The sequence below is a fragment of the Mycobacterium sp. UM_WGJ genome (assembly GCF_000455125.1).
In the GTDB taxonomy this organism is placed as follows: domain Bacteria; phylum Actinomycetota; class Actinomycetes; order Mycobacteriales; family Mycobacteriaceae; genus Mycobacterium.
In genome coordinates this window covers 35473-58553 of sequence record NZ_AUWR01000018.1, presented here as the reverse complement: position 1 = coordinate 58553, position 23081 = coordinate 35473, and the positions used below count along the sequence as shown (strand labels likewise).

Here is a 23081-nt window from a genome sequence, read left to right as displayed (position 1 = left end):
CGTGGGTGGTCCTGGCCGTTTGCGGATGACCCGGCTGGGATACCCACCCAGGGACTTCCCGAATACTGACGAGAGGAAAAGCGGTGGCTAACGAGGACCGTGACGGCAAGCAGCGACAACTCGACGATTACCGGGTCGACCGGCAGTCCGGATACCTCACGACCCAGCAGGGGGTGCGCGTCGACCACACCGACGACGCGCTGACTGTCGGTGAGCGCGGGCCGACTCTGCTGGAGGACTTTCACGCCCGGGAGAAGATCACCCACTTCGACCATGAGCGGATTCCCGAGCGGGTGGTGCACGCCCGGGGGTCGGGCGCCTACGGCTACTTCGAGCCCTATGACGACTCGCTCGCGCAGTACACCGCGGCACGGTTTCTGACCACGCCGGGCATCAAGACGCCGGTGTTCGTGCGGTTCTCCACGGTGGCCGGCTCCCGCGGTTCGGCCGACACCGTGCGCGACGTCCGCGGATTCGCCACCAAGTTCTACACCGAGGCGGGCAACTACGATCTGGTGGGCAACAACTTTCCGGTGTTCTTCATCCAGGACGGCATCAAGTTCCCGGATTTCGTGCATGCGGTGAAACCCGAGCCGGACAACGAGATTCCGCAGGCCCAGTCCGCGCACGACACGCTGTGGGACTTTGTCTCATTGCAGCCCGAGACGCTGCACGCCATTATGTGGCTGATGTCGGACCGCGCCCTGCCGCGCAGCTACCGGATGATGCAGGGCTTCGGCGTGCACACCTTCCGTTTCGTGAATTCAAGCGGCGAGGGGACGTTCGTGAAGTTCCACTGGAAGCCAAAGCTGGGTGTGCATTCGCTGATCTGGGACGAATGCCAGAAGATCGCCGGCAAAGATCCCGACTTCAACCGTCGCGATCTGTGGGACGCCATCGAGGCCGGTCAGTACCCGGAATGGGAACTCGGTGTCCAGTTGGTTGCAGAAGACGACGAGTTCAAGTTCGACTTCGACCTGTTGGACGCCACCAAAATCATTCCCGAAGAACAGGTTCCGGTACGCCCGGTGGGCAGAATGGTGCTCAATCGCAACCCGGAGAACTTCTTCGCCGAAACCGAGCAGGTGGCCTTCTGCACGGCCAACCTCGTTCCGGGAATCGACTTCACCAATGACCCGTTGCTGCAGTTCCGCAACTTCTCCTACCTGGACACGCAGCTGATCCGGCTCGGCGGACCGAACTTCGCCCAGCTGCCGGTCAACCGGCCGGTGGCCCCGGTGCACAACAACCAGCACGACGGCTACAGCCAACACGCGATTCCGCGGGGGAAGTCCAGTTACTACAAGAACTCGATGGGCGGTGGCTGCCCAGCTTTGGCCGACGAGGGCGTGTTCCGGCATTACACCGGGAAGGTGGACGGGGCCAAGATCCGCAAGCGCGCCGCGAGCTTCGAGAACCACTACAGCCAGGCGCGGATGTTCTACCGCAGCATGTCGGCGCCCGAGGCGAAGCACATCGTCGCGGCCTACGCCTTTGAACTGGGGAAATGCGAAACCGTTGAGATCCGGCAGCGCACCGTCGAACAGCTCAACTTGGTCGACCACGGCCTGGCGCGGCAGGTGGCCGCGAAACTGGGCCTGGCCGCACCCGAAGAGCAGCCCGTCGACGAGGTGGTGCTCTCACCGGCGCTCTCGCAGCTGACGGATGCCGGCACCCCCGCAGGCGAGGAGGCGCCCGGCATCGACAGCCGCAAGATCGCGATGCTGGCCGCTGACGGCGTGGACGTGGTGGGCGTCGAACGGTTCGTCGCCGCGATGCGGGAACGCGGCGCGATCGCCGAAGTGCTGGCGCCCATCGCCGGTGGCGAATTGACCGGCGGCTCCGGTGGCCGGTTGAGTGTCGACCGAGCCTTCACCACGATGGCGTCGGTGCTCTACGACGCGGTGGTCGTGCCGTGCGGACCCGACGCGGTGCAAACGCTCTCCGGCGACGGGTATGCGGTGCATTTCGTCACGGAGGCTTACAAGCACCTCAAGGTGATCGGGGCGTTCGGGGCGGGAGTGGACTTGTTGCCCAAGGCGGGCGTGTCCGAGCGACCGGCCGAGGACACCGCGGTCGTCGTCGCCTCCGGCGTAGTGACGACGACGGCCGCGGCTGATGACCTCGATGACGAGTTCTTCGACGCGTTCGCCGCTGCACTCGCCGAGCACCGGGTCTGGAACCGCACTGCGGACGCGGTTCCTGCTTAGCTCCCTAGATCACGGCACCAGGTGCAGCGGTCGGCCGGACCGCTGCACCTCAGTCAAGGCGTCCGTCAGCGAGTCCACCAGCGGAAGCCGCGAGTGTGGATCGCAGATCCGCAGCAAGGTGGTCAATGCGGGGCTGGGGACCACCTTCAGTTTGGTCTGCGTGCTGGAACACTGCGCGCTGATCGACTGAAGAGCTGAAAACCCGCTGGTTCCAATAAAAGTCAGTTCGGACAGGTCCACCACCAGCCATTCGCAGCATTCGGCGCAGTGCTTGGCATAGTCGGCGAATGGGATGGCGTTGGCCGCGTCGATCTCACCGTTCACGGCGACGACGGCTCCGGCGCGGCCCCAATGCACAGTGAATTTGGCGGTGTGATTGTGCCAAACCTGGGTGGCTTCCGTTGCGGGAGTGGCGAATGCGTTCTGAGTAACCTTGCTGATCATCATGTTGTGGCTCCATCAGTCGACGAATCGTGCTGTTGGATCACGTCACTTCCGGGACTGCGTTACGCGGTGACGTTTCACTGCGGCTGTGAGCTCAACCGGAGGAACCAGACATTACCTAGAACCGATTCGATTGGCAAAGAGGTGCTCGACAATTTCTGGAAAATCCCAGTGAAACCTTAATTTTCAGTTCGTCAGTAGCGATGAACGTCCGGCTGACCAGGCCGAGGTCATCACGTCGGCAAGCCGATTTTCCACGGTGTCAAGAGCTCGCATACCGAACACGACATCAGTCTCCAAATGCGGAGTGCGGTCCAACAGGCTGCCGATCACGTCGGTGCGCACCACCTGTTCGTGCACGGCATCGGCCTCGACGTGCTCGGCGTAGAACGCCACGCACGGCTCCGGTGCGCCCATCCGCCGCAGCGCCGCGACCAGGCGGCTCGAGCCGGGCGGGGAGGTGATCTCGGTGGCGGCGAAGTGGCCGGCGGCCGCACCCCGCCAGCGGCGATGCAGCCCGAACAGCGACATCAGATTCACCACCGCCAGCGACTCGGCGGGGACCACGTCGAGGTAGGCCAGGTAGCCGGCATCCAGCCCGGCAGCGGTGAGCAGGTCGGCGAAGAGCTGCTGGTGCACCCGCGCCCCCTGTCCCGCGCCGTACTCGTCGAATTCGACCGCGACGAACGACGCCTTGGCCTGGCCGGTCAGGCGCGGGATGATCCAGGCGTGCGGATCGCCCTCCTTGAGGTGGTAAAGCGATCGGTGGATGAAGTATTCGCGGGCCTGCTCCCAGGTTCCGTGATCACGCAGATGCCACGACGGGCCGGTCCCGCGCACGGGCTCGGTTGCCGCGGCGTCCATTTCGGCAGCGGCCGTCGCTTCCGGCGGAATCACTCCGACATCGTGACGCACCCGGTCGAGGAACACCTGTTCGAGTTGTCGGCGTAATCCCAACAGGGTGACGTCCCACTCCCAGTCCGGGTCCACGCCGGCGAACCCGCGGTAGTGCAACTCGTAGCAGACGTAGAGCGCCAGTTGCAGGTCGCGGCCATACGGATCGGCTTCGCGGGCCGGGGGGAGGAAACCGTGGGCCGTGCCAGCGGGCTGGCGTAAGAGGTCGCACACCGCCTCGGACAACGGCCCGCACGCGGCGGGCAGACGAGGTTCGGTGTGGATCATTGCCGTGGTCACGCTTGCGGGTACCCGCCAGCCCGGCTGCGCCAAACGGCACCGTGCCGTTTCGGTGCTCAGCCGTTGGGTATTCCGGCAGCATGACACGCTTCGGCTACACCCTGATGACCGAGCAGAGCGGGCCCGCAGAGTTGGTCGGCTACGCCGTTGCCGCCGAAGAACGCGGTTTCGACTTCGCCGTGTGCAGCGATCACTTCTCACCGTGGCTGGCGTCGCAGGGCCACGCCCCCAACGCCTGGGCGCTGCTGGGCGCGGTTGCGCACGCCACTCAAGAGATAGGTCTGTACAGCTACGTCACCTGCCCGACTATGCGGTATCACCCGGCGATCGTGGCCCAGCAGGCGGCCACGGTGCAGATCCTGGCTGAAGGCCGGTTCACCCTGGGGCTGGGCAGCGGGGAGAACCTCAACGAGCACATCGTGACGGGAGCCGGTTGGCCGAACGTAGCGCGCAGACAGGCCATGCTCGGTGAAGCCATCAAGATCATCCGTGAGCTGCTGATGGGGGAGACGGTCGACCACCACGGCGAATACTTCCAAGTCGACCAGGCGCGGCTGTGGGACCTACCCGACATCCCGGTCGCCTTGGCCGTCGCGATGTCGGGACCCAAGGGCGTCGACCGATTCGCTGCGGCCGCCGATCACCTGATCGCGGTGCAGCCCGACCGCGACCTGGTCCAGTCCTGGCACGCCGCACGGCAGGCGGCCGGACTGGCCGGCGGGCGAGTCGTCGGGCAGCTACCGGTGTGCTGGGATCCCGACCGGGATAAGGCAATACAGCGCGCTCACCGGCAGTTCCGTTGGTTCGGCGGCGGCTGGTCGGTCAATTCCGAGCTGCCGACACCCGCTGCGTTCGCGGCCGCCACCCGCTATGTTCAGCCGCGTGACGTGGCCGGGGCCATTGCCTGCGGGCCGGAACTGGACGCCATCGTCGACGCCGTCGGTGCCTACCGAGAAGCCGGCTTCACCGACATCGCGCTGATCCAGATCGGTGGGGAGACCCAGGAGGCCTTCCTCAAGGAGGCGGCAGAGCCGCTGCTGGCGGCGCTGCGCGACGCACCATGACGGCGACTGCGAGCGCGGCGGAGCCGGGTGATGCAGGTCGCCGCCATCAGCGCAGCGGCGACTGCGAGCGCGGCGGAGCCGGGTGAAGAAGGTCGCCGCCATCAGCGCAGCGGCGACTGCGAGCGCGGCGGGTTTCGGGTTGAAACGCCGAGGGTACAAGGGCTTCATGAGCGACATCAGCGACACCGACGAGGGAATCGATCAGAGGCGTACGACCCAGCCGCGGGCCGGGTTGGTGTTCAAGGACCGCCGTGAGTTGCCGGGCTTGGGCATGCTGCTGATGGCAGCACTGGCATTGGTGGGTTTCATGAGCGCTGCCGCGCAGCGCGACGCCGGGTGGACACTGGGCTTCGGGATCGCGGTTCTAGCGCTGGCGGTCGGCGGTTTGACCTGGATTTTCGTCGGGCGCAACCGGACCACCCAGGCCGGTCATCACCGGCGTCAGACCTAACGCGCCGGCAGCGAAACGGGACACCGCCTGCGTCCCGGTCGCTGCGGCCTGGCTGTGACCTGGCCGGTGCCGACTGGCGATCTCGCCGGAGGCGGGATCCAGCGTCGCCTCGGCCAACAGTTCGCCCGTCGTCGGCTCGCAGACCGCCCAGAGATAGCGCGAGTCGTCTGCCCAGCCGGAGGCGGCCTTCGCGACGTAGTCCGGGTCGGTCTCGCCGAGATCGGCCAGGTTCGGACGGTCGTCGACGCGGTCATCAGCCCGTGGCATCCGCAGATACCACGGGCCGGCGTTGATCTCGACGGGTTCTATGGGACTGTTACTTGATCTCGCAGAGCACGGTGCCCTGGGTGATCGCCGAGCCGGCCTCAGCAGACAGCCCGGTGATGACACCGTCCTTGTGCGCGGTGACCGGGTTCTCCATCTTCATGGCCTCCAGGACCACGACCAGGTCACCGGCGGCGACCTCCTGGCCTTCCTCGACGGCAACCTTCACCACGGTGCCCTGCATGGGCGCGGTCACGGCGTCGCCGGATGCCGCCGCACCGCCGTGCGCGCCACGCTTGCGGGCCTTGGGCTTCTTGCGGATCGCGCCGCCGGCACCGCCGGCACCGCCGCCGCCCAGGGCCAGATCGCCCGGCAGGGACACCTCCAGCCGGCGACCGCCGACCTCGACGACCACCTTCTGGCGCGGCTGCACGTCGTCCTCGTCGAGAGGCTCACCGCCGGTGAAGGGTTCGATGTTGTTCTCGAACTCGGTCTCAATCCAGCGGGTATGGACGGTGAAGCCGTTTTCGTCGCCGACGAACGCCGGGTCGCGCACCACCACACGGTCGAACGGGATGACCGTGGCCAGCCCCTCCACGTGGAACTCGTCCAGGGCGCGCCGGGCGCGCTCCAAGGCCTCGGTCCGGGTCGCGCCGGTGACGATCAGCTTGGCCAGCATCGAGTCGAACTGACCGCCGATCACCGAACCGGTCTCCACGCCGGAGTCCATCCGGATGCCGGGGCCGGTCGGCGGGTCGAAGCGGGTCACCGGTCCGGGCGCGGGCAGGAAGCCGCGGCCGGCGTCCTCGCCGTTGATGCGGAACTCGATGGAGTGACCGCGCGGCGCCGGGTCTTCGGTGATGTCCAGGGCTTCACCGTTGGCGATCCGGAACTGCTCACGGACCAGGTCGATACCCGAGGTCTCCTCGGTGACCGGGTGTTCCACCTGCAGTCGGGTGTTGACCTCCAGGAAGCTGATCAGCCCGTCCTGGCCGACGAGGTACTCCACGGTGCCTGCGCCGTAGTAGCCGGCCTCCTTGCAGATTCGCTTGGCGGACTCGTGGATCTCCTTGCGCTGCGCGTCGGTCAGGAACGGCGCCGGCGCCTCCTCGACCAGCTTCTGGAAGCGGCGCTGCAGCGAGCAGTCGCGGGTGCCCGCGACGACGACGTTGCCGTGCTGGTCGGCAATGACCTGGGCCTCGACGTGGCGCGGCTTGTCCAGGTAACGCTCCACGAAGCACTCGCCGCGACCGAAGGCCGCAATCGCCTCACGGGTGGCCGACTCGAACAGTTCGGGAATCTCTTCGAGCGTGCGCGCCACCTTCATGCCGCGACCGCCACCGCCGAACGCGGCCTTGATGGCCACCGGAACACCGTGCTCCTTGGCGAAGGCCACCACCTCGTCGGCGTCCTTGACCGGGTCCGGGGTGCCGGGCACCAGGGGAGCCTTGGCGCGGGCAGCGATGTGGCGCGCGGTGACCTTGTCGCCGAGGTCGCGGATCGACTGCGGGCTCGGCCCGATCCAGATCAGCCCGGCGTCGATCACGGCCTGGGCGAAGTCGGCGTTCTCGGAGAGGAAGCCGTACCCGGGGTGAATCGCGTTGGCGCCCGACTGGGCTGCGGCGTCGAGAATCTTCTCGAACACCAAGTACGACTCGGCCGAGGTCTGCCCACCGAGGGCGAAAGCCTCGTCGGCGAGCCGGACGTGCGGTGCGTCGGCGTCGGGTTCGGCGTACACGGCCACGCTGGCCAATCCGGCATCGCGCGCGGCGCGGATCACCCGGACTGCGATCTCCCCGCGGTTGGCGACGAGCACCTTGGAGATCTTCGAGCTGGCATGGTTCGCCACTGGCCCTCCTGATGGCATGTTTAAGAAATGTCTTTAAGAATCTAGCTTCAGGCAGTGTAAAGCGCGACCGCTGAACCTGTTCCAGTGCCCCTTATGCGGCGCGTAAATGCCGCTTGATGCGGGTCAACATGGCGGACATACCTCGCAGGCGCAACGGGCTGATCAGTGCGGCCAATCCGAGCCGAGACGCGAAATCTTCCGGCACGCCCAAAATGACGTCGGCCGGTTCGCCGTCGAGGCCGGCGGCCCAGATCGATGCGAAGCCGCGCGTCGTCGGCGCCTCGCGGGGCGCGCTGAAATACAGCCGTACCCGCTGCGGGTCGGCGGCATCGACATGCAGGAACAACGGTGACTGGCACTCCGGTACCGGTTCCATGGCTGACTCGGTCAGGTCGTCGGGCAGCTCGGGCAGTTCATCGGCGAATTCGATCAACAGCTTGAGCTTGTCCTGGCCTTCGACGTCGGCGAAGTCGGACACCACCTGCGCCAATCCTTCCGGCAGGCTCATCAGCCGGCTCAGCCCGCCCCGGCCCCTGGGACCGGACCTGGTTCGGGGCCGTCGACGATAGGCACCCGAACGGTGTTGCCCCACTCGGTCCAGGAGCCGTCGTAGTTGCGGACGTCGTCGAGGCCGAGCAGGTGGGTCAGAACGAACCAGGTGTGGCTGGAGCGTTCTCCGATGCGGCAGTAAGCGATCGGCTGGTCCCCGGGCTTCAGAAAGGCGTAGAGCCGTTCCAATTCCTCGCGCTTGCGGAACCGGCCGGCGTCGTCGGCCGCGTTGCTCCATGGCACTGAGACGGCAGTGGGGATGTGGCCCCCGCGCAGCACACCCTCCTCCGGGTACTCCGGCATGTGGGTGCGCTCGCCGGTGTACTCCTGCGGCGAGCGCACGTCGATCAGCGGCACGTGGCCGATGTTGGCCAGCACATCGTCCTTGTAGGCCCGGATAGGCGCGTCGTTGCGCTGGACGACGGGGTAGCCGGTGGTGGTCTTCGACGGCACGTCCAGCGTGGTTTCGCGCCCCGAGGACACCCACAGGTCGCGCCCGCCGTCGAGCAGTCGCACGTCTTCATGACCGAACAGGGTGAACACCCACAGCGCGTAGGCGGCCCACCAGTTGGACTTGTCGCCGTAGATCACCACGGTGTCGTCGCGCGAGATGCCCTTGCGGTTCATCAGGTCGGCGAACTGCTCGCCGGTGATGTAGTCGCGGACCGGGGAATCGTTGAGATCGGTGACCCAGTCGATCTTGACCGCGGTGGGGATGTGGCCGATGTCGTAGAGCAAGACATCCTCGTCGGACTCCACCACGACGAGGCCGGGTGTGCCCAGGTTGCCCGCGAGCCAGTCGGCTGTCACCAACCGTTCCGGGTGAGCGTAGGACTGCAGGGCGGGCGTGGGGTCGGCAGGAACTGGCACGAGGCCGAGCCTACCGGTCGGTAACCGTGGTGCCACTCCTGTGGCCGGAAATCCTCCGGTGTCAGGTGTTCGTGACCTGGCTCAGGTGACCGGGTTGGCCGCCCACAGCGCAGCGACGGAGAGTCCGGCTGTGCGCAGCAGCCGGCGCAGCATGGGCAGGCTGATACCGATGACGCTGGAGGGGTCGCCGTCGACGCCGTCGACGAACCAGCCCCCCAAGCCGTCCAGGGTGAAGCCGCCGGCGACCCGCAGTGGCTCGCCGCTGGCCAGGTAGGCCTCCAGGTCGTCGTCATCCGGTCGGCCGAAGCGCACTGTGGTCACGGCGGTTTCGGTGATCTGATGGGTGATCTCGTTGTCGCGCAACCGGATCAGACTGTGGCCGGTGTGCAGCTGCCCGGAACTTCCGGCCATCTCGCGCCAGCGGATCCGGGCCGCATCGAGCGTCGGGGGCTTGCCGCACAGCTTGCCGTCGATGTAGAGCATCGAATCGCAGCCGATCACAACGCAATCGGCGCTCACCGGAGGTTGCAACAGCGAGGCGACATGCTCCGCTTTGGCGGCGGCCAGGGCGCCGGTCACGGCATCCGGGGACGCGGTGGCGGGAAGAGCGGCCATGACGGCGTCTTCGTCGACACCGGAGACCACCACCAACGGGTCGATCCCGGCGCCGCGCAGGACGGCCAACCGGCCCGTGGAGGCCGAGCCGAGAACCAGTCGCGTCACCGACGGTGCTTTGGGCGCCGGGTATTCGCCGCCGTACGGGGGCTCGGCCTCGTCACCGGCTGGTCACCGGCGCATGTGGGTGCGTTCCAGCAACGTGATCCGCTGCCAGCTGAACAGCGGAAGCCGTAGCTTGTCGACCGGGTGTCCCCACATATTGCGGTCCCGCGGACCGGCTTCGGCACTCGCGCCGCCTGCCGTACCGAGCACCGCGACCAGCGCCGCGATCTCGGCGTCGGTGGGGTTGCCCCGCAACACCTTGATGAGCGGCTCGGCCGCCACCGCAGTCTCTTCGACCGCGGTGGTCGCTTCGTTCTCTTCGCTCACAAGCTCGCTCCGCTCTCTTGGCTCAACGGAGCGGTACTGCTCGCGTCACTCGTGTCATTCGCTGCGCTCACTCCACTCGTTCCGGTCACGGTGCCTTCGCTGCTCGCGTCACTCGTGTCATTCGCTGCGCTCACTCCACTCGTTCCGCTCACGGTGCCTTCGCTGCTCGCGTCACTCGTGTCATTCGCTGCGCTCACTCCACTCGTTCCGCTCACAGGGGAATGTTTCCGTGCTTCTTGGGCAGCGGCTGAACGATCTTGCGTTCCAGCAGCCGCAGCGACGTCGCGATGTAGCCGCGGGTGTGCGACGGCGGGATCACCGCGTCGACGTAGCCCCGCTCGGCGGCGACGTAGGGGTTCACCAGCGTGTCCTCGTACTCCTGCTGGAGCTGCAGGCGAAGCGCGTCGACGTCGTCACCGCTCTTCGCTGCCTCGTTGAGCTGCTGGCGGTAGACGAACCCGACCGCACCAGAGGCGCCCATCACCGCGATCTGGGCGGTAGGCCAGGCCACGTTGACGTCAGCGCCCATCTCCTTGGACCCCATCACGCAGTACGCGCCGCCGTAGGCCTTGCGGGTGATGACGGTGATCTTGGCGACGGTGGCCTCACCGTAGGCGTAGAGCAGCTTGGCGCCGCGCCGGATGATGCCGTTGTACTCCTGCTCGGTACCGGGCAAAAAGCCGGGCACGTCGACCAGCAGCACGATCGGGATGTTGAAGCAGTCGCAGGTCCGGATGAACCGGGCGGCCTTCTCCGAGGCGTTGATGTCCAGGCAGCCGGCGAACTGGGTCGGCTGGTTGGCCACGATGCCGACGGTGCGGCCCTCGACCCGGCCGAAGCCGACGATGATGTTCTGCGCGTAACCGGCCTGGACCTCGAGGAACTCGTCGTCGTCGAGGATCCGGGTGATGACCTCGTGCATGTCGTAGGGCTGGTTCGGCGAGTCCGGGATCAGCGTGTCCAGCTCGAGGTCCTCGGCGGTCAAGTTGTCCTCGATAGCGCCCTCGGCTGCCGGCACCGGGAAGTGCGGCGGGTCGGCGTAGTTGTTCGGGGGCAGGTAGCTCAACAGGTCGCGGACGTAGTCGAAGGCGTCCTGCTCGCCGGAGGCGACGTAGTGCGCGGTGCCGGACTTGCCCATGTGGGTGTGGGCGCCGCCCAGCTCCTCTTGGGTGACGTCTTCGCCGGTGACGGTCTTGATCACGTCAGGACCGGTGATGAACATCTGGCTGGTCTGGTCGACCATCACGATGAAGTCGGTCAGCGCGGGGGAGTACACGTGACCGCCGGCCGCCGCGCCCATGATCAGCGAGATCTGTGGGATCACGCCCGAGGCCAGGATGTTGTTGTGGAAGATCTTGCTGTACAGGCCCAGCGAGACCACACCCTCTTGGATGCGGGCGCCGGCGCCGTCGTTGATTCCGATCAGCGGCCGGCCGGTCTTCATGGCCAGCTCCTGGACCTTGACGATCTTCTCGCCGTAGACCTCGCCGAGGCTGCCGCCGAACACGGTGGCGTCCTGGCTGAAGATGCAGACCTCGCGGCCATCGATGGTGCCGTAGCCGGTCACCACGCCGTCGCCGAGCGGGCGCTTGTCGGCCAGGCCGAAGTTGGTGCTGCGGTGCTTGGCCAGCGCGTCGAGCTCGACGAAAGAACCCTCGTCAAGCAGGGCGTAGACCCGTTCGCGAGCGGTCAGCTTGCCTTTGGCATGCACCTTCTCGACCGCGGCCTCACCGACCGGGTGCAGGGTTTCCTCGGTCCGACGCTTGAGGTCGGCGAGCTTGCCCGCTGTGGTGTGGATGTCGACGACATGCTCGGCTTGCGCCTCTACGTGGGCCTCACCGGAGTGCTCAGTAACACTGGTCATAAGAAATGATCTTAAAGTGTGGGCCATCGGATCGCCCGACCGGACCGGTTAGGGAACGTCACCGCCGTCTGAACCGTCGCGAAGCACATTCTCGGGGTGGTGGTAGTTGGTTGGTGCGGGGCTGTCCCCGGGTCAGGCGGCTGCGGTACCGGGTTCAGGTGGGGCGGTGACTTCCTTGACGAACTCGCCGAGGTAGCGGATCGCCCGCCGTCCCTCGGGCAGCACGTCGGCCGCCAACGGGAAGTCGTGAACCTGGCCCTCCCACAGATGCAGATCGCAGCGCACGCCGGCCGTGTCCAGTCGCTGCGCCATCGCTTCGGCGTCGGGCAGAAGCAGTTCGTCGGTGCTTGCGTGGATGGCAACCGGTGGCAGCACTGACAGGTCGGCATCCATCGGCGACGCCGCCCGGGCGCGCAACAGGTACCGGGTGAACGCCATCAGTGCCTCGCACGGGAACATCGCGCAACGCCGAGCGTTGCGGTGCTGAAGCTTTGCGGTGGGGTCCGCATCGGTGAACGGTGAAACCGCGGCAATTCCAGCGGGTTTCATCAGATTCGACTGCGCGGCGGCCAGCGCGGTCATAAAGGCCAGATATCCGCCCGCGGAATCGCCGGCGATCACGATCTGCTCCGGGTCGTAGCCTCGCCGAAGCAGCCAGCGCAGCCCGCTCAGGCCGTCCTCGACGGCGTCAGCGATCCGGTGTGCGGGCAACATTCGGTAGTCGATGTTGAGAACGCTGGCGTCGGCCGCTCGGGACAGCCGGGTTACCAGTGAACGGTGGGTGTTGAGTCCACACGTCAGAAAAGCGCCGCCGTGCAGATAGAGGATGGCCCGTTCTGCCGAGGCACCGGTAGCCTGAACCCGTTCGGCGACACAGTAACCCAGGCGGAAGCGCTGGACGCGCGCTGTTTGCCGCTGCGGTACCAAGCCGGCCAGTCGGTCGACGGAAGTCAGCGGCCACGCCAAGTCCGGCCGGACTGCCCACGTGCGCACCAGGTTCTTCACGACGAACCGGCTGGCGAGTGACACCGCGACTGATTGCGCGCTGTGGCGGCGGTGAACGTGCCTCGTCAATCCCTTGGTGACCATGTCGATCACCTCCTCCGCCTGGCCGAATACCCGTGTGCCGGGCGTTTCAACCGAGGTGGCCGCAGTGCCGGTGAGTAAGCTGGCGAAATGAGTCTTGTGCCACGGCCGCCGCTGGACGTAGCCGCTCTGCGAGCCGGGCTGACCGGGCCGGACGGGCCGTGGCGCGTCGTAGATGTCGTCGACGAAACCGGTTCCACCAATGCGGATCTGTTGGCCCGCGCCGCAGCGGGCGAAGATATCGACGGAGCCGTGCTGCTGGCCGAACATCAGATGGCCGGCCGTGGTCGTCACGGCCGACACTGGAGTGCCCCGGCGTACAGCCAGCTCGCGCTGTCGGTGGGTGTGGCCGCGGACACCGTGCCGACATCGGGTTGGGGTTGGCTGACTCTGGCCACCGGGGTCGCGGTCGCCGATGCGATCGCCGAAGTTTCGGGCCTGCAGGTCGGCCTGAAGTGGCCCAATGACGTCATCGCGGGCGACGGAAAGCTGGCCGGCATCCTCGCCGAGGTGGCCGCGCCGAAGCAGGTGATCGTGGTGGGCCTCGGGCTCAACGTGTCCATGACCGCGGAGGAGGCTCCGGATCCCGCAGCGGTCTCGCTGGCGATGCTCGGCGCTGCGGTGGTGGACCGAAACCTCTGGGCCGACAAGGTTCTTCGTCACCTCGCGATTCGGATCGCGGCCTGGCGTGCGGCGGGCGGCGCCGACGATGCACTGGTGTCGGACTATCGGCGGCACAGCTGCACGCTGGGGGCCCAGGTGCGCGCCGACATACCCGGCGACCAACGCGTGGAGGGAGTCGCCGAAGCCATCGATGACACCGGACGCCTGGTGATCAACACCGGAGATGGCACCGTCACGGTGTCGGCCGGCGACGTCACCCGACTTCGGCCCACCGGCTAGGGCCTGGCGGTGGGTTACCCGGAGAATGTGCTGGCCGACGATGAGCACGTGGTGTTGCACCGGCACCCGCACGTCAAACGACTGATACTGCCGGTGCTGGCGTTGCTGCTGGTCACCGCGTGCGCCGCGTTCGCCGCTGGGTTCGTCAACTCACGGCCCTGGGATCCGACTGCCAAGAACGTCGTCTTCGGGGTGATCTGGGCGATCTGGCTGGTGATATTCGGCTGGCTGACGCTCTGGCCGTTCTTGAGCTGGCTGACCACGCATTTTGTGGTCACTGACCGGCGCGTGATGTTTCGGCACGGGTTGTTGACCCGCAGCGGAATCGACATCGGACTGGCGCGGATCAACAGCGTGGAGTTCGTACATGGCTTCATCGACCGGCTGTTGCGAACCGGCACGCTGATCATCGAGTCGGCGTCGCAGGAACCCCTGGAGTTCTACGACATTCCGCGCGTGGAGCAGGTCCACACGCTGCTGTATCACGAAGTTTTCGACAGACCGTCCGCCGGCGGTTGATGACGGGCCGGACGCCGGAACAGTGTCACCACGCCGGTGTCCGGGCCGCTCTCCAAGGCATCTTCGATCGCCTCGGCGAGCGCGCCGGTCTCGATCGTCGCGTCGAGTGCGGCGTCGGTGCTGCGAGCGAACTCGTCGGGGAAGACCCAGCGGCGGAACGCCCAGAACCGGAACGCCATCTGCAGCAGGTTGCCGATGATGTAGGCCGAGACGAAGTCCGAGAGGTTCTCGATGGTCAACGACACCATGGGTGCTCTCAGCCCGAGCACGTAGCTGGAGAACCACAACGGGGCCATGGACAACACCACGCCGACGCCGCTGATCCCGAAGAACAGCAGGGCCTCGTGGTGCCGTTCTCGGCCGCCCCGGTCTTTGAAGCTCCACTCGCGGTTGAGGATGTATGACGCGATTACCGCGACGATGCCCGAGATGACCTTGGCCGTGACGGGCTTGGGCGACAGAATCGTGAGCTTGAGCGTGTAGAACAGCGCCGAGTCGATGAGAAATGTGGTCGCGCCGACGATGGCGAACTTGATCAGCTCATGATGGCGTTCGGCCAGCGGACGGATCACCCGCGGCAGGCGGGCAATCGTGGCGTCGGTAAAAGACACAAGTCGCCAGTGTACGGACTCGGCCCCAGCTGCGCCTAATGACCGCATAACGACTTAGGGGGCCCATGGCGGCTGCGCCGCACTTGCGATCGCCGCGCGCCGACGTGACACGATATTGGCCGTGCCGAACCCCCCAACCACAACGCCGCCCGCGGGCGGACGCAGCCCGTCCCCCGCAAGCGGGCGGTACCCGCAGGTCGCCATGGTGGGCGGCGGTCAGCTGGCGCGGATGACTCATCAGGCCGCGATCGCGCTGGGGCAGCGGCTGCGGGTGCTGGCCGCGGCGGCCGACGAGCCGGCTGCCCAGGTCACCCCGGACGTGGTGATCGGCTCACACACCGACCTCGATGACCTGCGCCGGGCGGCCGCTGGAGCCACCGTGCTCACATTCGACCACGAACACGTCCCGGGCGAGCTGCTAGAACAACTGATCGCCGAGGGCATCAACGTGGCGCCGCCGCCGGCGGCGCTGTTGCACGCCCAGGACAAACTGGTGATGCGCCGCAAGCTGTCGGCGCTGGGGGCGCCGGTGCCGCGGTTCGCCGCCATCGAGACTCTTGAGGATCTCGACGCCTTCGCGGCCCTGACCGGTGGCCCGATGGTGGTCAAGGCGGCCCGGGGCGGCTACGACGGGCGCGGGGTGTCCCTCGTTGACGATGTGGCCCAGGCTCGGGCGGTCGTCACCGACTACCTGGCCGCAGGTGTGCCGGTACTGGCCGAGGAGCGGGTCGCGATGCGCCGGGAACTCTCGGCGCTGGTGGCCCGGTCACCGTATGGCCAGGGCGCGGCGTGGCCGGTGGTCGAGACCGTGCAGGAAGATGGAATCTGCGTGACAGTGATTGCGCCCGCCCCCGATCTCTCGGACGAATCCGCTGCTGCTGCACAACAATTGGCGCTGCGGTTGGCGGATGAGCTGGGCGTGGTCGGGGTGCTGGCTGTCGAGCTCTTCGAAACCATCGGCGGTCAGGTTCTGGTCAACGAGCTGGCGATGCGACCGCACAACTCGGGGCACTGGACCATGGACGGTGCGGCCACCAGCCAGTTCGAACAGCATCTACGTGCGGTGTTGGACTATCCGCTCGGTGCCACCACACCGATTGCGGCGGTGACTGTGATGGCCAATGTCCTGGGCGCCCCGCAGACATCGACGATGACGATGGACGAGCGGCTGCACCACCTGTTCGCGCGCTATCCCGACGCGCGGGTCCACCTCTACGGCAAGGACGAGCGGCCGGGCCGCAAGATCGGCCACATCAACCTCCTCGGGGCGGACGCGAACGACTTGGCGAACCTGCGCGAGCGGGCCGAAAGCGCGGCACACTGGTTGTCGCACGGGGAATGGAGCGATGGATGGGATCCGCATGAGTGAGCACAAGCCCGGTCCCCGGGTCGGCGTCATCATGGGCAGCGACAGTGACTGGTCGGTGATGGAAGACGCGGCCATGGCGCTGGCCGAGTTCGAGATCCCGTTCGAGGTCGGAGTGGTCTCGGCGCACCGCACCCCGCAGCGGATGTTCGACTACGCCCGCGACGCCGCCGGCCGCGGCATCGAGGTGATCATCGCCGGGGCGGGCGGCGCCGCGCACCTGCCCGGGATGGTGGCTTCGGCCACACCGCTGCCGGTGATCGGGGTGCCGGTGCCGCTGGCCCGCCTCGACGGCATGGATTCTTTGCTGTCCATCGTGCAGATGCCTGCGGGTGTGCCTGTGGCCACTGTTTCCATTGGCGGCGCCCGGAATGCAGGTTTGCTCGCAGTGCGTATTCTGGGCTCAGCCGATGCCGCGTTGCGGGCTCGTATGGAGGCTTTTCAAGACCAGTTGGCCCAGAGCGTGCTTGCGAAGGACGCGACGCTTCAAGGTAAAGTTACCGGCGAGTAGCTTAGGAGGCTGTGATGGCTGGGTGGGCCGGGAATCCCTCGTTTGATCTGTTCAAGTTGCCCGAGGAGCATGATGAGTTGCGGGCGGCGATTCGGGCGTTGGCGGAGAAGGAGATCGCTCCGTACGCCAAGGATGTCGATGAGCAGGCCCGGTTTCCTGAGGAGGCTCTGGCGGCGTTGAATGCGTCGGGTTTCAACGCCGTGCACGTCCCCGAGGCGTACGGCGGGCAGGGTGCCGACTCGGTGGCGGCCTGCATCGTGATCGAAGAGGTAGCCCGGGTCTGCGCCTCGTCGTCGCTGATCCCGGCGGTGAACAAGCTCGGCACCATGGGGCTGATCCTGGCGGGCTCGGAGGAACTCAAGGCCCAGGTGCTTCCTGGCCTGGCCGCCGGCGAGGTGATGGCCTCCTACGCGCTTTCCGAGCGCGAGGCCGGCAGCGACGCCGCGGCGATGCGCACCCGCGCCAAGGCCGACGGCGACGACTGGATCCTCAACGGCTCCAAATGCTGGATCACCAACGGCGGCAAGTCCAGCTGGTACACCGTGATGGCCGTGACCGACCCGGACCTGGACGCCAACGGCATCTCGGCGTTCATGGTCCACATCGACGACGAGGGATTCACCATCGGTCCCAAGGAGCACAAGCTCGGGATCAAGGGCTCGCCGACCACCGAGCTGTACTTCGAGAATTGCCGGATTCCCGGTGACCGGATCATCGGCGAGCCGGGGACCGGGTTCAAGACCGCGTTGCGCACGCTGGACCACACTCGTCCCACGATCGGCGCTCAGGCCGTGGGTATCGCTCAGGGCGCGCTGGACGCGGCCATCGAATACACCAAGGACCGCAAGCAGTTCGGAAAGAACATCAGCACCTTCCAGGGTGTGCAGTTCATGCTGGCCGACATGGCGATGAAGCTCGAGGCGGCCCGGCTGATGGTGTACTCGGCGGCGGCTCGCGCCGAGCGGGGTGAGACGGGCCTGGGCTTCATCTCCGCGGCGTCGAAGTGCTTCGCCTCCGATGTGGCGATGGAGGTCACCACTGATGCGGTGCAGTTGTTCGGTGGGGCGGGCTATACCACCGACTTCCCGGTGGAGCGGATGATGCGCGACGCCAAGATCACCCAGATCTATGAGGGCACCAACCAGATCCAGCGCGTCGTCATGAGCCGACACCTCCTGCGCTGACGCCGCGGTGATGACAAACCGGATCGACATCGTCCGCGCGGCGCGGCATGCGTTCGTCGACACGGTCGACGGGCTCACGGACGCTGAATTCGACCACGGCACCACACTGTGCGCGCAATGGTCGCCGCGTGACGTGCTGGCTCATCTGATCGGCACCTCCGAGATCGGCAGATACCTGCGTGCCCCGTGGCGGTTGCACAAGATCAACGCCGAAGTCGTCACGGCGGGACGCGGCCGCGACCGGGCCGACTTGATCGCCGCCGCCCGGCGCTGGGCACAGGTACCCGACCGCGCCGTGGCCCGGCTGCTGCTGGGCGACTTGGCGATGCATCACCAGGATGTGCTGCGCGGGCTAGGGCGCAGCCGCGAGATCCCGCCGGTCGAAGAGGCCGCGATCCTGACCGAGGGAGTGAGCCTGACCGTGCAGAAGCTGCAGCCGACCCTGCTGCGGTATCGGATCGAACCCACCAACGGGATCGGCCGGCCCCGCGGCCGCGGCACCGTAGTCCGCGGCACGGCGGAAGCGCTGGGCCTGTGGCTCGGCGGCCGCACCATATCCGATGTCGAGATCGGCTGAGCCGTTCGTCCGCATCGGTGAACGCACGAATGCGACAGCCCTAAGATTGGCAATCGGCGCTGTCCGCCCCACCTAGGAGAGGCTTCATGCCAGGACTTCGACGCGATGTCGATCCCGACGGATTGCTGGAGTACTCCGTCGTCTACACCGACCGGGCACTCAACCACATGTCCGCGCGCTTCCAAGACGTCATGAACGACGTCTCGGCGATGCTGCGCGAGGTCTACCACGCCGACGCGGCAGTCGTGGTGCCCGGCAACGGAACCTGTGGCATGGAAGCGGTCGCACGACAGTTCGCCAACGACGCCGACGTACTCGTCATCCGGAACGGGTTCTTCAGCTACCGGTGGAGTCAGATCCTTGCGACCGGCCGCATCACCGACCGCGTCACCGTCCTCAAGGCCCGTCCGACCGGCGACGGCGACCAGGCGCCATTCGCTCCCGCGCCCATCGACGAGGTCGAGGAGGCGATCGCGCGGATCCGGCCGGCGGTGGTGTGCGTTCCGCACGTGGAAACCGCGAGTGGAATCCTGCTGCCCGACGACTACCTGGCGCGCATCGGCACGGCGACGTCCGCGGTGGGCGGCCTGTTCGTCCTGGACTGCATCGCCGCCGGGGTGGTCTGGGCTGACATGGCGGCGCTCGGGGTCGACGTCTTGGTGACGGCGCCGCAGAAGGACTGGAGCGCCGAGCCAGGCTGTGCCATGGTCTGCCTGTCCAACCGGGCGCTGGAGGCCATGGAGCGCACCCAGAGCACCAGCTTCGCGCTGGACCTCAAGAAGTGGCGAGAGATCATGGTGGCCTACGAGAACGGCGGCCACGCGTATCACTCGACCATGCCGACCGGCGTGATCAGCGGCCTTCGCGACGCCATGGCCGAGACCCGCGACCGCGGCTTCGATGCGGTGCGCGAGCAGCAGTTCGCGCTGGGTCGCAAGGTACGTGCGCTGTTGGCCGAACGTGGCTTCCCCAGCGTGGCCGCACCGGGATTCGAAGCGCCCGGCGTGGTGGTCAGCTACACCACTGACCCGGAGATCCGCACCGGCAGAAAGTTTCTGGCCCAAGGCCTGCAGACCGCAGCCGGAGTGCCGCTGCAATGCGATGAGCCGGCGACGTTCAGCACCTTCCGAATTGGGCTGTTCGGGCTGGACAAACTGGCCGACATCGAGGGAACGGTGGCGCGACTGAGCTCCGCGATCGACCGGATCGCCTTGGCCTGATCCGATGTCTGAAGGTAACGCCGGTACGTCGAGCATCTACCTCGCCGCCGTGGAGGGCGGCACCGGCAAGTCCGTGCTCGCGCTCGGCCTGCTGCACCTTCTGGCCGCCTCATCGACGCGGGTCGGTGTTTTCCGTCCGGTCGTGCGATCGCTGGACGAGCCCGACGGGCAACTCGAACTGCTGCTCGCCCATGCCACCGCCACCATCGACAATCACAGCGCCTGCCGTGGTGTGACCTACCAGCAGGTCTTCGCCGACCGGGAGGCGGCGCTGGGCGAGATCGTGGCGCGGTTCCACGAAGTCGCCCGGCACTGCGACACCGTACTGGTAGTCGGCAGCGACTACACCGACGTCGTCAACCCGAGCGAGTTGACCTTCAACGCTCGTATCGCGGTGAACCTGGGGGCGCCACTTGTGCTGGCGGTCAACGGACACAACCGCGACGCGCAGGCCATCGCTGAGATCACCGAGCGGTGCCTGGCCGAAGTGGCCGCGGTACACACCCGCCCGGCAGCGGTGATCGCCAACCGTTGCGATCCGGACCAGCTGGCCGATGTCACCCAAGCGATCTCAGTCCGCCTGGCCGGTGCCGATGTTCCGGCGTTCGCGGTCCCGGAGGTGGCGCTGCTGTCGGCACCGACCATGGCCGAACTCTGCACCGCACTGGAGGGCACCGTCTACAGCGGCGACCCGGAGTTACTGCGCCGCGAAGCGCTCAGCGTCATGGTCGGCGGTATGACCGCTGAGAACATTCTCGATCGACTGTCCGAGGGGCAGGTCGTGATCGTCCCGGCCGACCGCTCGGACGTACTGCTGGCGTTGGTGAACGCCCATGAGGCACAAGGCTTCCCCTCCCTGGCCGGGATCATCCTCAACGGGGGTCTGTTGCCGCACCCGGCCATCGACAAATTGGTGAAGGGACTGCGGCCCACCCTGCCGTTGATCGCCACCAGTCACCGCACCTACGACACCGCCGAAAAGGTGTCGCATACCGGCTCGAGAATCACCGTCGGTGCATTGCGCAAGATTGACACCGCACTTGCCGTGGTCGCCGCGCACATCGACGGCGCCGAACTGGCCGAGCGGATCCGGGTGCCGGCGTCGACCGTGATCACCCCGCAGATGTTCGAATACCGGCTGCTGGAACGGGCCCGCGCCGACCGTCGCCACATTGTGCTGCCGGAAGCGAGCGATGACCGGATCCTGTTGGCGGCCGGGCGGTTACTGTCGCGCGGGATCGTCGATCTGACCCTGCTCGGCATGGAAGGCGCGGTGCGTCAGCGCGGTGCCGAGCTGGGTGTGGACCTGGACGCCGCGCGGGTGATCGATCCCGAGACCAGTGAGCTGCGTGACACCTTCGGCGCCGAGTACGCCCGGCTGCGCGCACACAAAGGCGTGACCGAGGACCGCGCCCGCGAGATCATGCGCGACATCTCCTATTTCGGCACCATGATGGTGCACCGGGGGATCGCCGACGGAATGGTGTCGGGTGCGGCACACACCACCGCCCACACGATCAGGCCGGCATTCGAGATCATCCGCACCGCGCCCGGGGTGTCCACGGTCTCCAGCGTGTTCCTGATGTGCCTGTCGGATCGGGTGTTGGCCTACGGCGACTGCGCGGTGGTGCCCGATCCGACCGTCGAGCAACTCGCCGACATCGCCATCTCCTCGGCGGCCACCGCGGCCGCGTTCGGCATCGAACCCCGAGTCGCGCTGCTGTCCTACTCGACCGGCGAATCCGGCTCCGGCGCCGGCGTGGACAAGGTGCGTGCCGCAACACAACTGGTGCACGAGCGTCGCCCCGATCTGCTTGCCGACGGCCCGATCCAGTACGACGCCGCGGTCGATGCGGGAGTGGCCGCGGCCAAGATGCCGGACTCGCCGGTAGCGGGGCAGGCCACCGTGCTGGTGTTCCCCGACCTCAACACCGGCAACAACACCTACAAGGCGGTGCAGCGCAGTGCCGGCGCGATCGCGATCGGCCCGGTGCTGCAGGGACTGGCCAAGCCCGTCAACGACCTGTCCCGGGGAGCTTTGGTCGACGACATCGTCTACACCGTGGCCATCACCGCGATCCAGGCGCAGGGAGTGACTCAGTGACTTCAACCGCACCCGGCTTGGTGCTGGTGCTCAACTCGGGTTCGTCGTCGATCAAGTTCCAACTGGTCGATCCGGTGGCCGGCACTGCGCTGCTGTCCGGGCTGGTGGAGCAGATCGGCGAGCCGGACAGTCCGGTCGCCGACCACGCCGCCGGCCTGCAGCTGATCCACCGGCAGCTCGTCGACTCCGGCATCGACCTGGCCGCCGTCCGCGCTGTCGGGCACCGGGTGGTGCACGGCGGCAAACTGTTTTACGCGCCGACACTGATCACCGACGAGGTGGTGGCCGAGGTGGCGGGGCTGTCGGAGTTGGCGCCATTGCACAATCCCGCCAACGTGATCGGGATCGAAGTAGCCCGCAACGACTTTCCCGAGGTCCCGCACGTGGCGGTGTTCGACACCAGTTTCTTCCACTCCCTGCCGGCGGCCGCAGCCAGCTATGCCATCGACCGTGACGTCGCGGCCCGATACGGCATTCACCGCTACGGCTTCCACGGCACCTCGCATGAATACGTCTCCGGTGAGACCGCCGCCGTACTGGGCCGCGACCCGGCCGAGCTGAACATCATCGTGCTGCACCTGGGCAACGGGGCCTCGGCTTCGGCGGTGCAAGGCGGGGTGGCCGTCGAGACCTCGATGGGGCTGACCCCGCTGGAGGGTTTGGTGATGGGAACCCGCAGCGGTGACATCGACCCGGGCGTACTGTTCCACCTCAACCGCACCGCCGGAATGCGCGTCGATGCGCTCGATGAGTTGCTGAACCGCCGCTCCGGACTCAAAGGGCTGTCCGGGGTCAACGACTTCCGGGAACTGCTCGAGCAGCGGGCGGCCGGCGGCGCGCTGGGCGAGGCCGCCGGACTGGCCTACGACGTCTACGTTCACCGACTGCGCAAATACGTCGGCGCCTACCTGGCCGTGCTGGGCCACGTCGACGCCATCGCCTTCACCGCCGGAGTGGGGGAGAACGCACCCAGCGTGCGCGAGGACGCGCTGGCCGGACTGGACGGGCTGGGCATCATCGTGGACCCCGAGCGCAACCGCACCGGCAAAGGCGCCCGGATCATCTCCGCCGAGGGATCGCGCACCACCGTCTTGGTGGTTCCCACCAATGAGGAGCTGGCGATCGCGCGGGCCGCCTGGCAGTTCGTGTGAGCGTCGCCCGCGACCCGGAGCGGTAACCCCGCCGTGGACGGCG

The 23081-nt window shown here is 67.1% G+C and carries 23 protein-coding genes; 12 read left to right on the top strand and 11 right to left on the bottom strand.

The window, feature by feature from the left end; translation table 11 throughout:
• Positions 1–83: 83 nt before the first annotated feature.
• The gene (locus N416_RS0107435) at positions 84–2210 is read left to right on the top strand and encodes a catalase (protein WP_024441489.1); all 2127 of its coding nucleotides are present in this window, start codon (positions 84–86) and stop codon (positions 2208–2210) included.
• 9 nt (positions 2211–2219) lie between these two features.
• Here the strand turns inward: N416_RS0107435 and N416_RS0107430 are convergent, their stop codons facing one another.
• Positions 2220–2657, bottom strand: a complete 438-nt coding sequence (locus tag N416_RS0107430) for an STAS domain-containing protein (RefSeq protein WP_024441488.1) — start codon at positions 2655–2657, stop codon at positions 2220–2222.
• Between the two features lie 183 nt (positions 2658–2840).
• Positions 2841–3848, bottom strand: coding sequence for an iron-containing redox enzyme family protein (locus N416_RS0107425; RefSeq protein ID WP_024441487.1), 1008 nt, complete (start codon positions 3846–3848; stop codon positions 2841–2843).
• Between the two features lie 80 nt (positions 3849–3928).
• Between N416_RS0107425 and N416_RS0107420 the strand changes: the two genes are divergently transcribed.
• Both N416_RS0107420 and N416_RS23160 read left to right on the top strand, forming a co-directional pair.
• Positions 3929–4912, top strand: coding sequence for a TIGR03557 family F420-dependent LLM class oxidoreductase (locus tag N416_RS0107420; protein WP_024441486.1), 984 nt, complete (start codon positions 3929–3931; stop codon positions 4910–4912).
• Positions 4913–5078: 166 nt separating this feature from the next.
• Positions 5079–5363, top strand: coding sequence for a UsfY protein (locus N416_RS23160; RefSeq protein ID WP_155943333.1), 285 nt, complete (start codon positions 5079–5081; stop codon positions 5361–5363).
• Here N416_RS23160 and N416_RS23785 read toward each other — a convergent pair.
• The 8 genes from N416_RS23785 to N416_RS0107380 form a co-directional block, all read right to left on the bottom strand.
• On the bottom strand, positions 5277–5672 hold the full coding sequence (locus N416_RS23785) for a hypothetical protein (RefSeq protein WP_081654499.1): 396 nt from the start codon (positions 5670–5672) through the stop codon (positions 5277–5279). The two genes, N416_RS23160 and N416_RS23785, sit on opposite strands and share 87 nt — an antisense overlap.
• Before the next feature lie 7 nt (positions 5673–5679).
• A complete protein-coding gene (locus tag N416_RS0107410) occupies positions 5680–7476 on the bottom strand; it encodes an acetyl/propionyl/methylcrotonyl-CoA carboxylase subunit alpha (RefSeq protein WP_024441484.1) in 1797 nt (598 codons plus the stop codon).
• 91 nt (positions 7477–7567) lie between these two features.
• Positions 7568–7984, bottom strand: coding sequence for a SufE family protein (locus N416_RS0107405; protein ID WP_036457505.1), 417 nt, complete (start codon positions 7982–7984; stop codon positions 7568–7570).
• 8 nt (positions 7985–7992) lie between these two features.
• Positions 7993–8895: a sulfurtransferase gene (locus tag N416_RS0107400; RefSeq protein WP_024441482.1), complete on the bottom strand. Its 903-nt coding sequence runs from the start codon at positions 8893–8895 to the stop codon at positions 7993–7995.
• An 81-nt stretch (positions 8896–8976) separates the two neighbouring features.
• Positions 8977–9618 (bottom strand): nucleoside triphosphate pyrophosphatase, encoded by a 642-nt coding sequence (locus tag N416_RS0107395; protein WP_024441481.1) that lies wholly within the window; start codon positions 9616–9618, stop codon positions 8977–8979.
• Between the two features lie 63 nt (positions 9619–9681).
• Positions 9682–9942: an acyl-CoA carboxylase subunit epsilon gene (locus tag N416_RS0107390; protein ID WP_024441480.1), complete on the bottom strand. Its 261-nt coding sequence runs from the start codon at positions 9940–9942 to the stop codon at positions 9682–9684.
• 211 nt (positions 9943–10153) lie between these two features.
• Positions 10154–11806 (bottom strand): acyl-CoA carboxylase subunit beta, encoded by a 1653-nt coding sequence (locus N416_RS0107385; RefSeq protein WP_024441479.1) that lies wholly within the window; start codon positions 11804–11806, stop codon positions 10154–10156.
• Positions 11807–11938: 132 nt separating this feature from the next.
• Positions 11939–12895: an alpha/beta hydrolase gene (locus tag N416_RS0107380; RefSeq protein WP_036457524.1), complete on the bottom strand. Its 957-nt coding sequence runs from the start codon at positions 12893–12895 to the stop codon at positions 11939–11941.
• An 87-nt stretch (positions 12896–12982) separates the two neighbouring features.
• On the opposite strand from N416_RS0107380, the gene N416_RS0107375 reads away from it, so the two are divergent.
• Both N416_RS0107375 and N416_RS0107370 read left to right on the top strand, forming a co-directional pair.
• Entirely contained in the window at positions 12983–13795 is an 813-nt protein-coding gene (locus tag N416_RS0107375) for a biotin--[acetyl-CoA-carboxylase] ligase (RefSeq protein WP_024441477.1), read from the top strand.
• Between the two features lie 9 nt (positions 13796–13804).
• Positions 13805–14314 (top strand): PH domain-containing protein, encoded by a 510-nt coding sequence (locus tag N416_RS0107370; RefSeq protein ID WP_024441476.1) that lies wholly within the window; start codon positions 13805–13807, stop codon positions 14312–14314.
• Here N416_RS0107370 and N416_RS0107365 read toward each other — a convergent pair.
• Positions 14278–14925, bottom strand: a complete 648-nt coding sequence (locus N416_RS0107365) for a GtrA family protein (protein ID WP_024441475.1) — start codon at positions 14923–14925, stop codon at positions 14278–14280. The two genes, N416_RS0107370 and N416_RS0107365, sit on opposite strands and share 37 nt — an antisense overlap.
• Positions 14926–15127: 202 nt before the next feature.
• Here N416_RS0107365 and N416_RS0107360 point away from each other — a divergent pair, with 202 nt between their 5' ends.
• From N416_RS0107360 to N416_RS0107330, 7 genes are all read left to right on the top strand, one after another.
• Positions 15128–16294 (top strand): 5-(carboxyamino)imidazole ribonucleotide synthase, encoded by a 1167-nt coding sequence (locus N416_RS0107360; protein WP_024441474.1) that lies wholly within the window; start codon positions 15128–15130, stop codon positions 16292–16294.
• The gene (purE, locus tag N416_RS0107355) at positions 16287–16802 is read left to right on the top strand and encodes a 5-(carboxyamino)imidazole ribonucleotide mutase (RefSeq protein WP_024441473.1); all 516 of its coding nucleotides are present in this window, start codon (positions 16287–16289) and stop codon (positions 16800–16802) included. Before N416_RS0107360 ends, purE begins: the two co-directional genes overlap by 8 nt.
• Positions 16803–16816: 14 nt before the next feature.
• Positions 16817–17986: an acyl-CoA dehydrogenase gene (locus N416_RS0107350; protein WP_024441472.1), complete on the top strand. Its 1170-nt coding sequence runs from the start codon at positions 16817–16819 to the stop codon at positions 17984–17986.
• A gap of 10 nt (positions 17987–17996) precedes the next feature.
• Positions 17997–18563 (top strand): maleylpyruvate isomerase N-terminal domain-containing protein, encoded by a 567-nt coding sequence (locus N416_RS0107345; RefSeq protein ID WP_024441471.1) that lies wholly within the window; start codon positions 17997–17999, stop codon positions 18561–18563.
• A gap of 86 nt (positions 18564–18649) precedes the next feature.
• Positions 18650–19783 (top strand): aminotransferase class V-fold PLP-dependent enzyme, encoded by a 1134-nt coding sequence (locus tag N416_RS0107340; RefSeq protein WP_024441470.1) that lies wholly within the window; start codon positions 18650–18652, stop codon positions 19781–19783.
• 4 nt (positions 19784–19787) lie between these two features.
• Positions 19788–21887 carry a phosphate acetyltransferase gene (gene pta / locus N416_RS0107335; protein WP_024441469.1) on the top strand — a complete coding sequence of 700 codons (2100 nt, stop codon included), beginning with the start codon at positions 19788–19790 and terminating at the stop codon, positions 21885–21887.
• A complete protein-coding gene (locus N416_RS0107330) occupies positions 21884–23038 on the top strand; it encodes an acetate kinase (RefSeq protein WP_024441468.1) in 1155 nt (384 codons plus the stop codon). Before pta ends, N416_RS0107330 begins: the two co-directional genes overlap by 4 nt.
• The last annotated feature ends 43 nt before the right edge of the window (positions 23039–23081 follow it).

Bases quoted from the DNA above. Each gene is read 5' to 3' on its own strand.
- purE (WP_024441473.1), top strand. From the start codon at position 16,287: ATGAGTGAGCACAAGCCCGGTCCCCGGGTCGGCGTCATCATGGGCAGC.
- N416_RS0107350 (WP_024441472.1), top strand. From the start codon at position 16,817: ATGGCTGGGTGGGCCGGGAATCCCTCGTTTGATCTGTTCAAGTTGCCC.
- N416_RS0107430 (WP_024441488.1), bottom strand. From the start codon at position 2,657: ATGATGATCAGCAAGGTTACTCAGAACGCATTCGCCACTCCCGCAACG.
- N416_RS0107380 (WP_036457524.1), bottom strand. From the start codon at position 12,895: ATGGTCACCAAGGGATTGACGAGGCACGTTCACCGCCGCCACAGCGCG.
- N416_RS0107375 (WP_024441477.1), top strand. From the start codon at position 12,983: ATGAGTCTTGTGCCACGGCCGCCGCTGGACGTAGCCGCTCTGCGAGCC.
- N416_RS0107360 (WP_024441474.1), top strand. From the start codon at position 15,128: ATGGTGGGCGGCGGTCAGCTGGCGCGGATGACTCATCAGGCCGCGATC.
- N416_RS0107340 (WP_024441470.1), top strand. From the start codon at position 18,650: ATGCCAGGACTTCGACGCGATGTCGATCCCGACGGATTGCTGGAGTAC.
- N416_RS0107420 (WP_024441486.1), top strand. From the start codon at position 3,929: ATGACACGCTTCGGCTACACCCTGATGACCGAGCAGAGCGGGCCCGCA.
- N416_RS0107345 (WP_024441471.1), top strand. From the start codon at position 17,997: ATGACAAACCGGATCGACATCGTCCGCGCGGCGCGGCATGCGTTCGTC.
- N416_RS23160 (WP_155943333.1), top strand. From the start codon at position 5,079: ATGAGCGACATCAGCGACACCGACGAGGGAATCGATCAGAGGCGTACG.
- N416_RS0107385 (WP_024441479.1), bottom strand. From the start codon at position 11,806: ATGACCAGTGTTACTGAGCACTCCGGTGAGGCCCACGTAGAGGCGCAA.
- N416_RS0107405 (WP_036457505.1), bottom strand. From the start codon at position 7,984: ATGAGCCTGCCGGAAGGATTGGCGCAGGTGGTGTCCGACTTCGCCGAC.
- pta (WP_024441469.1), top strand. From the start codon at position 19,788: ATGTCTGAAGGTAACGCCGGTACGTCGAGCATCTACCTCGCCGCCGTG.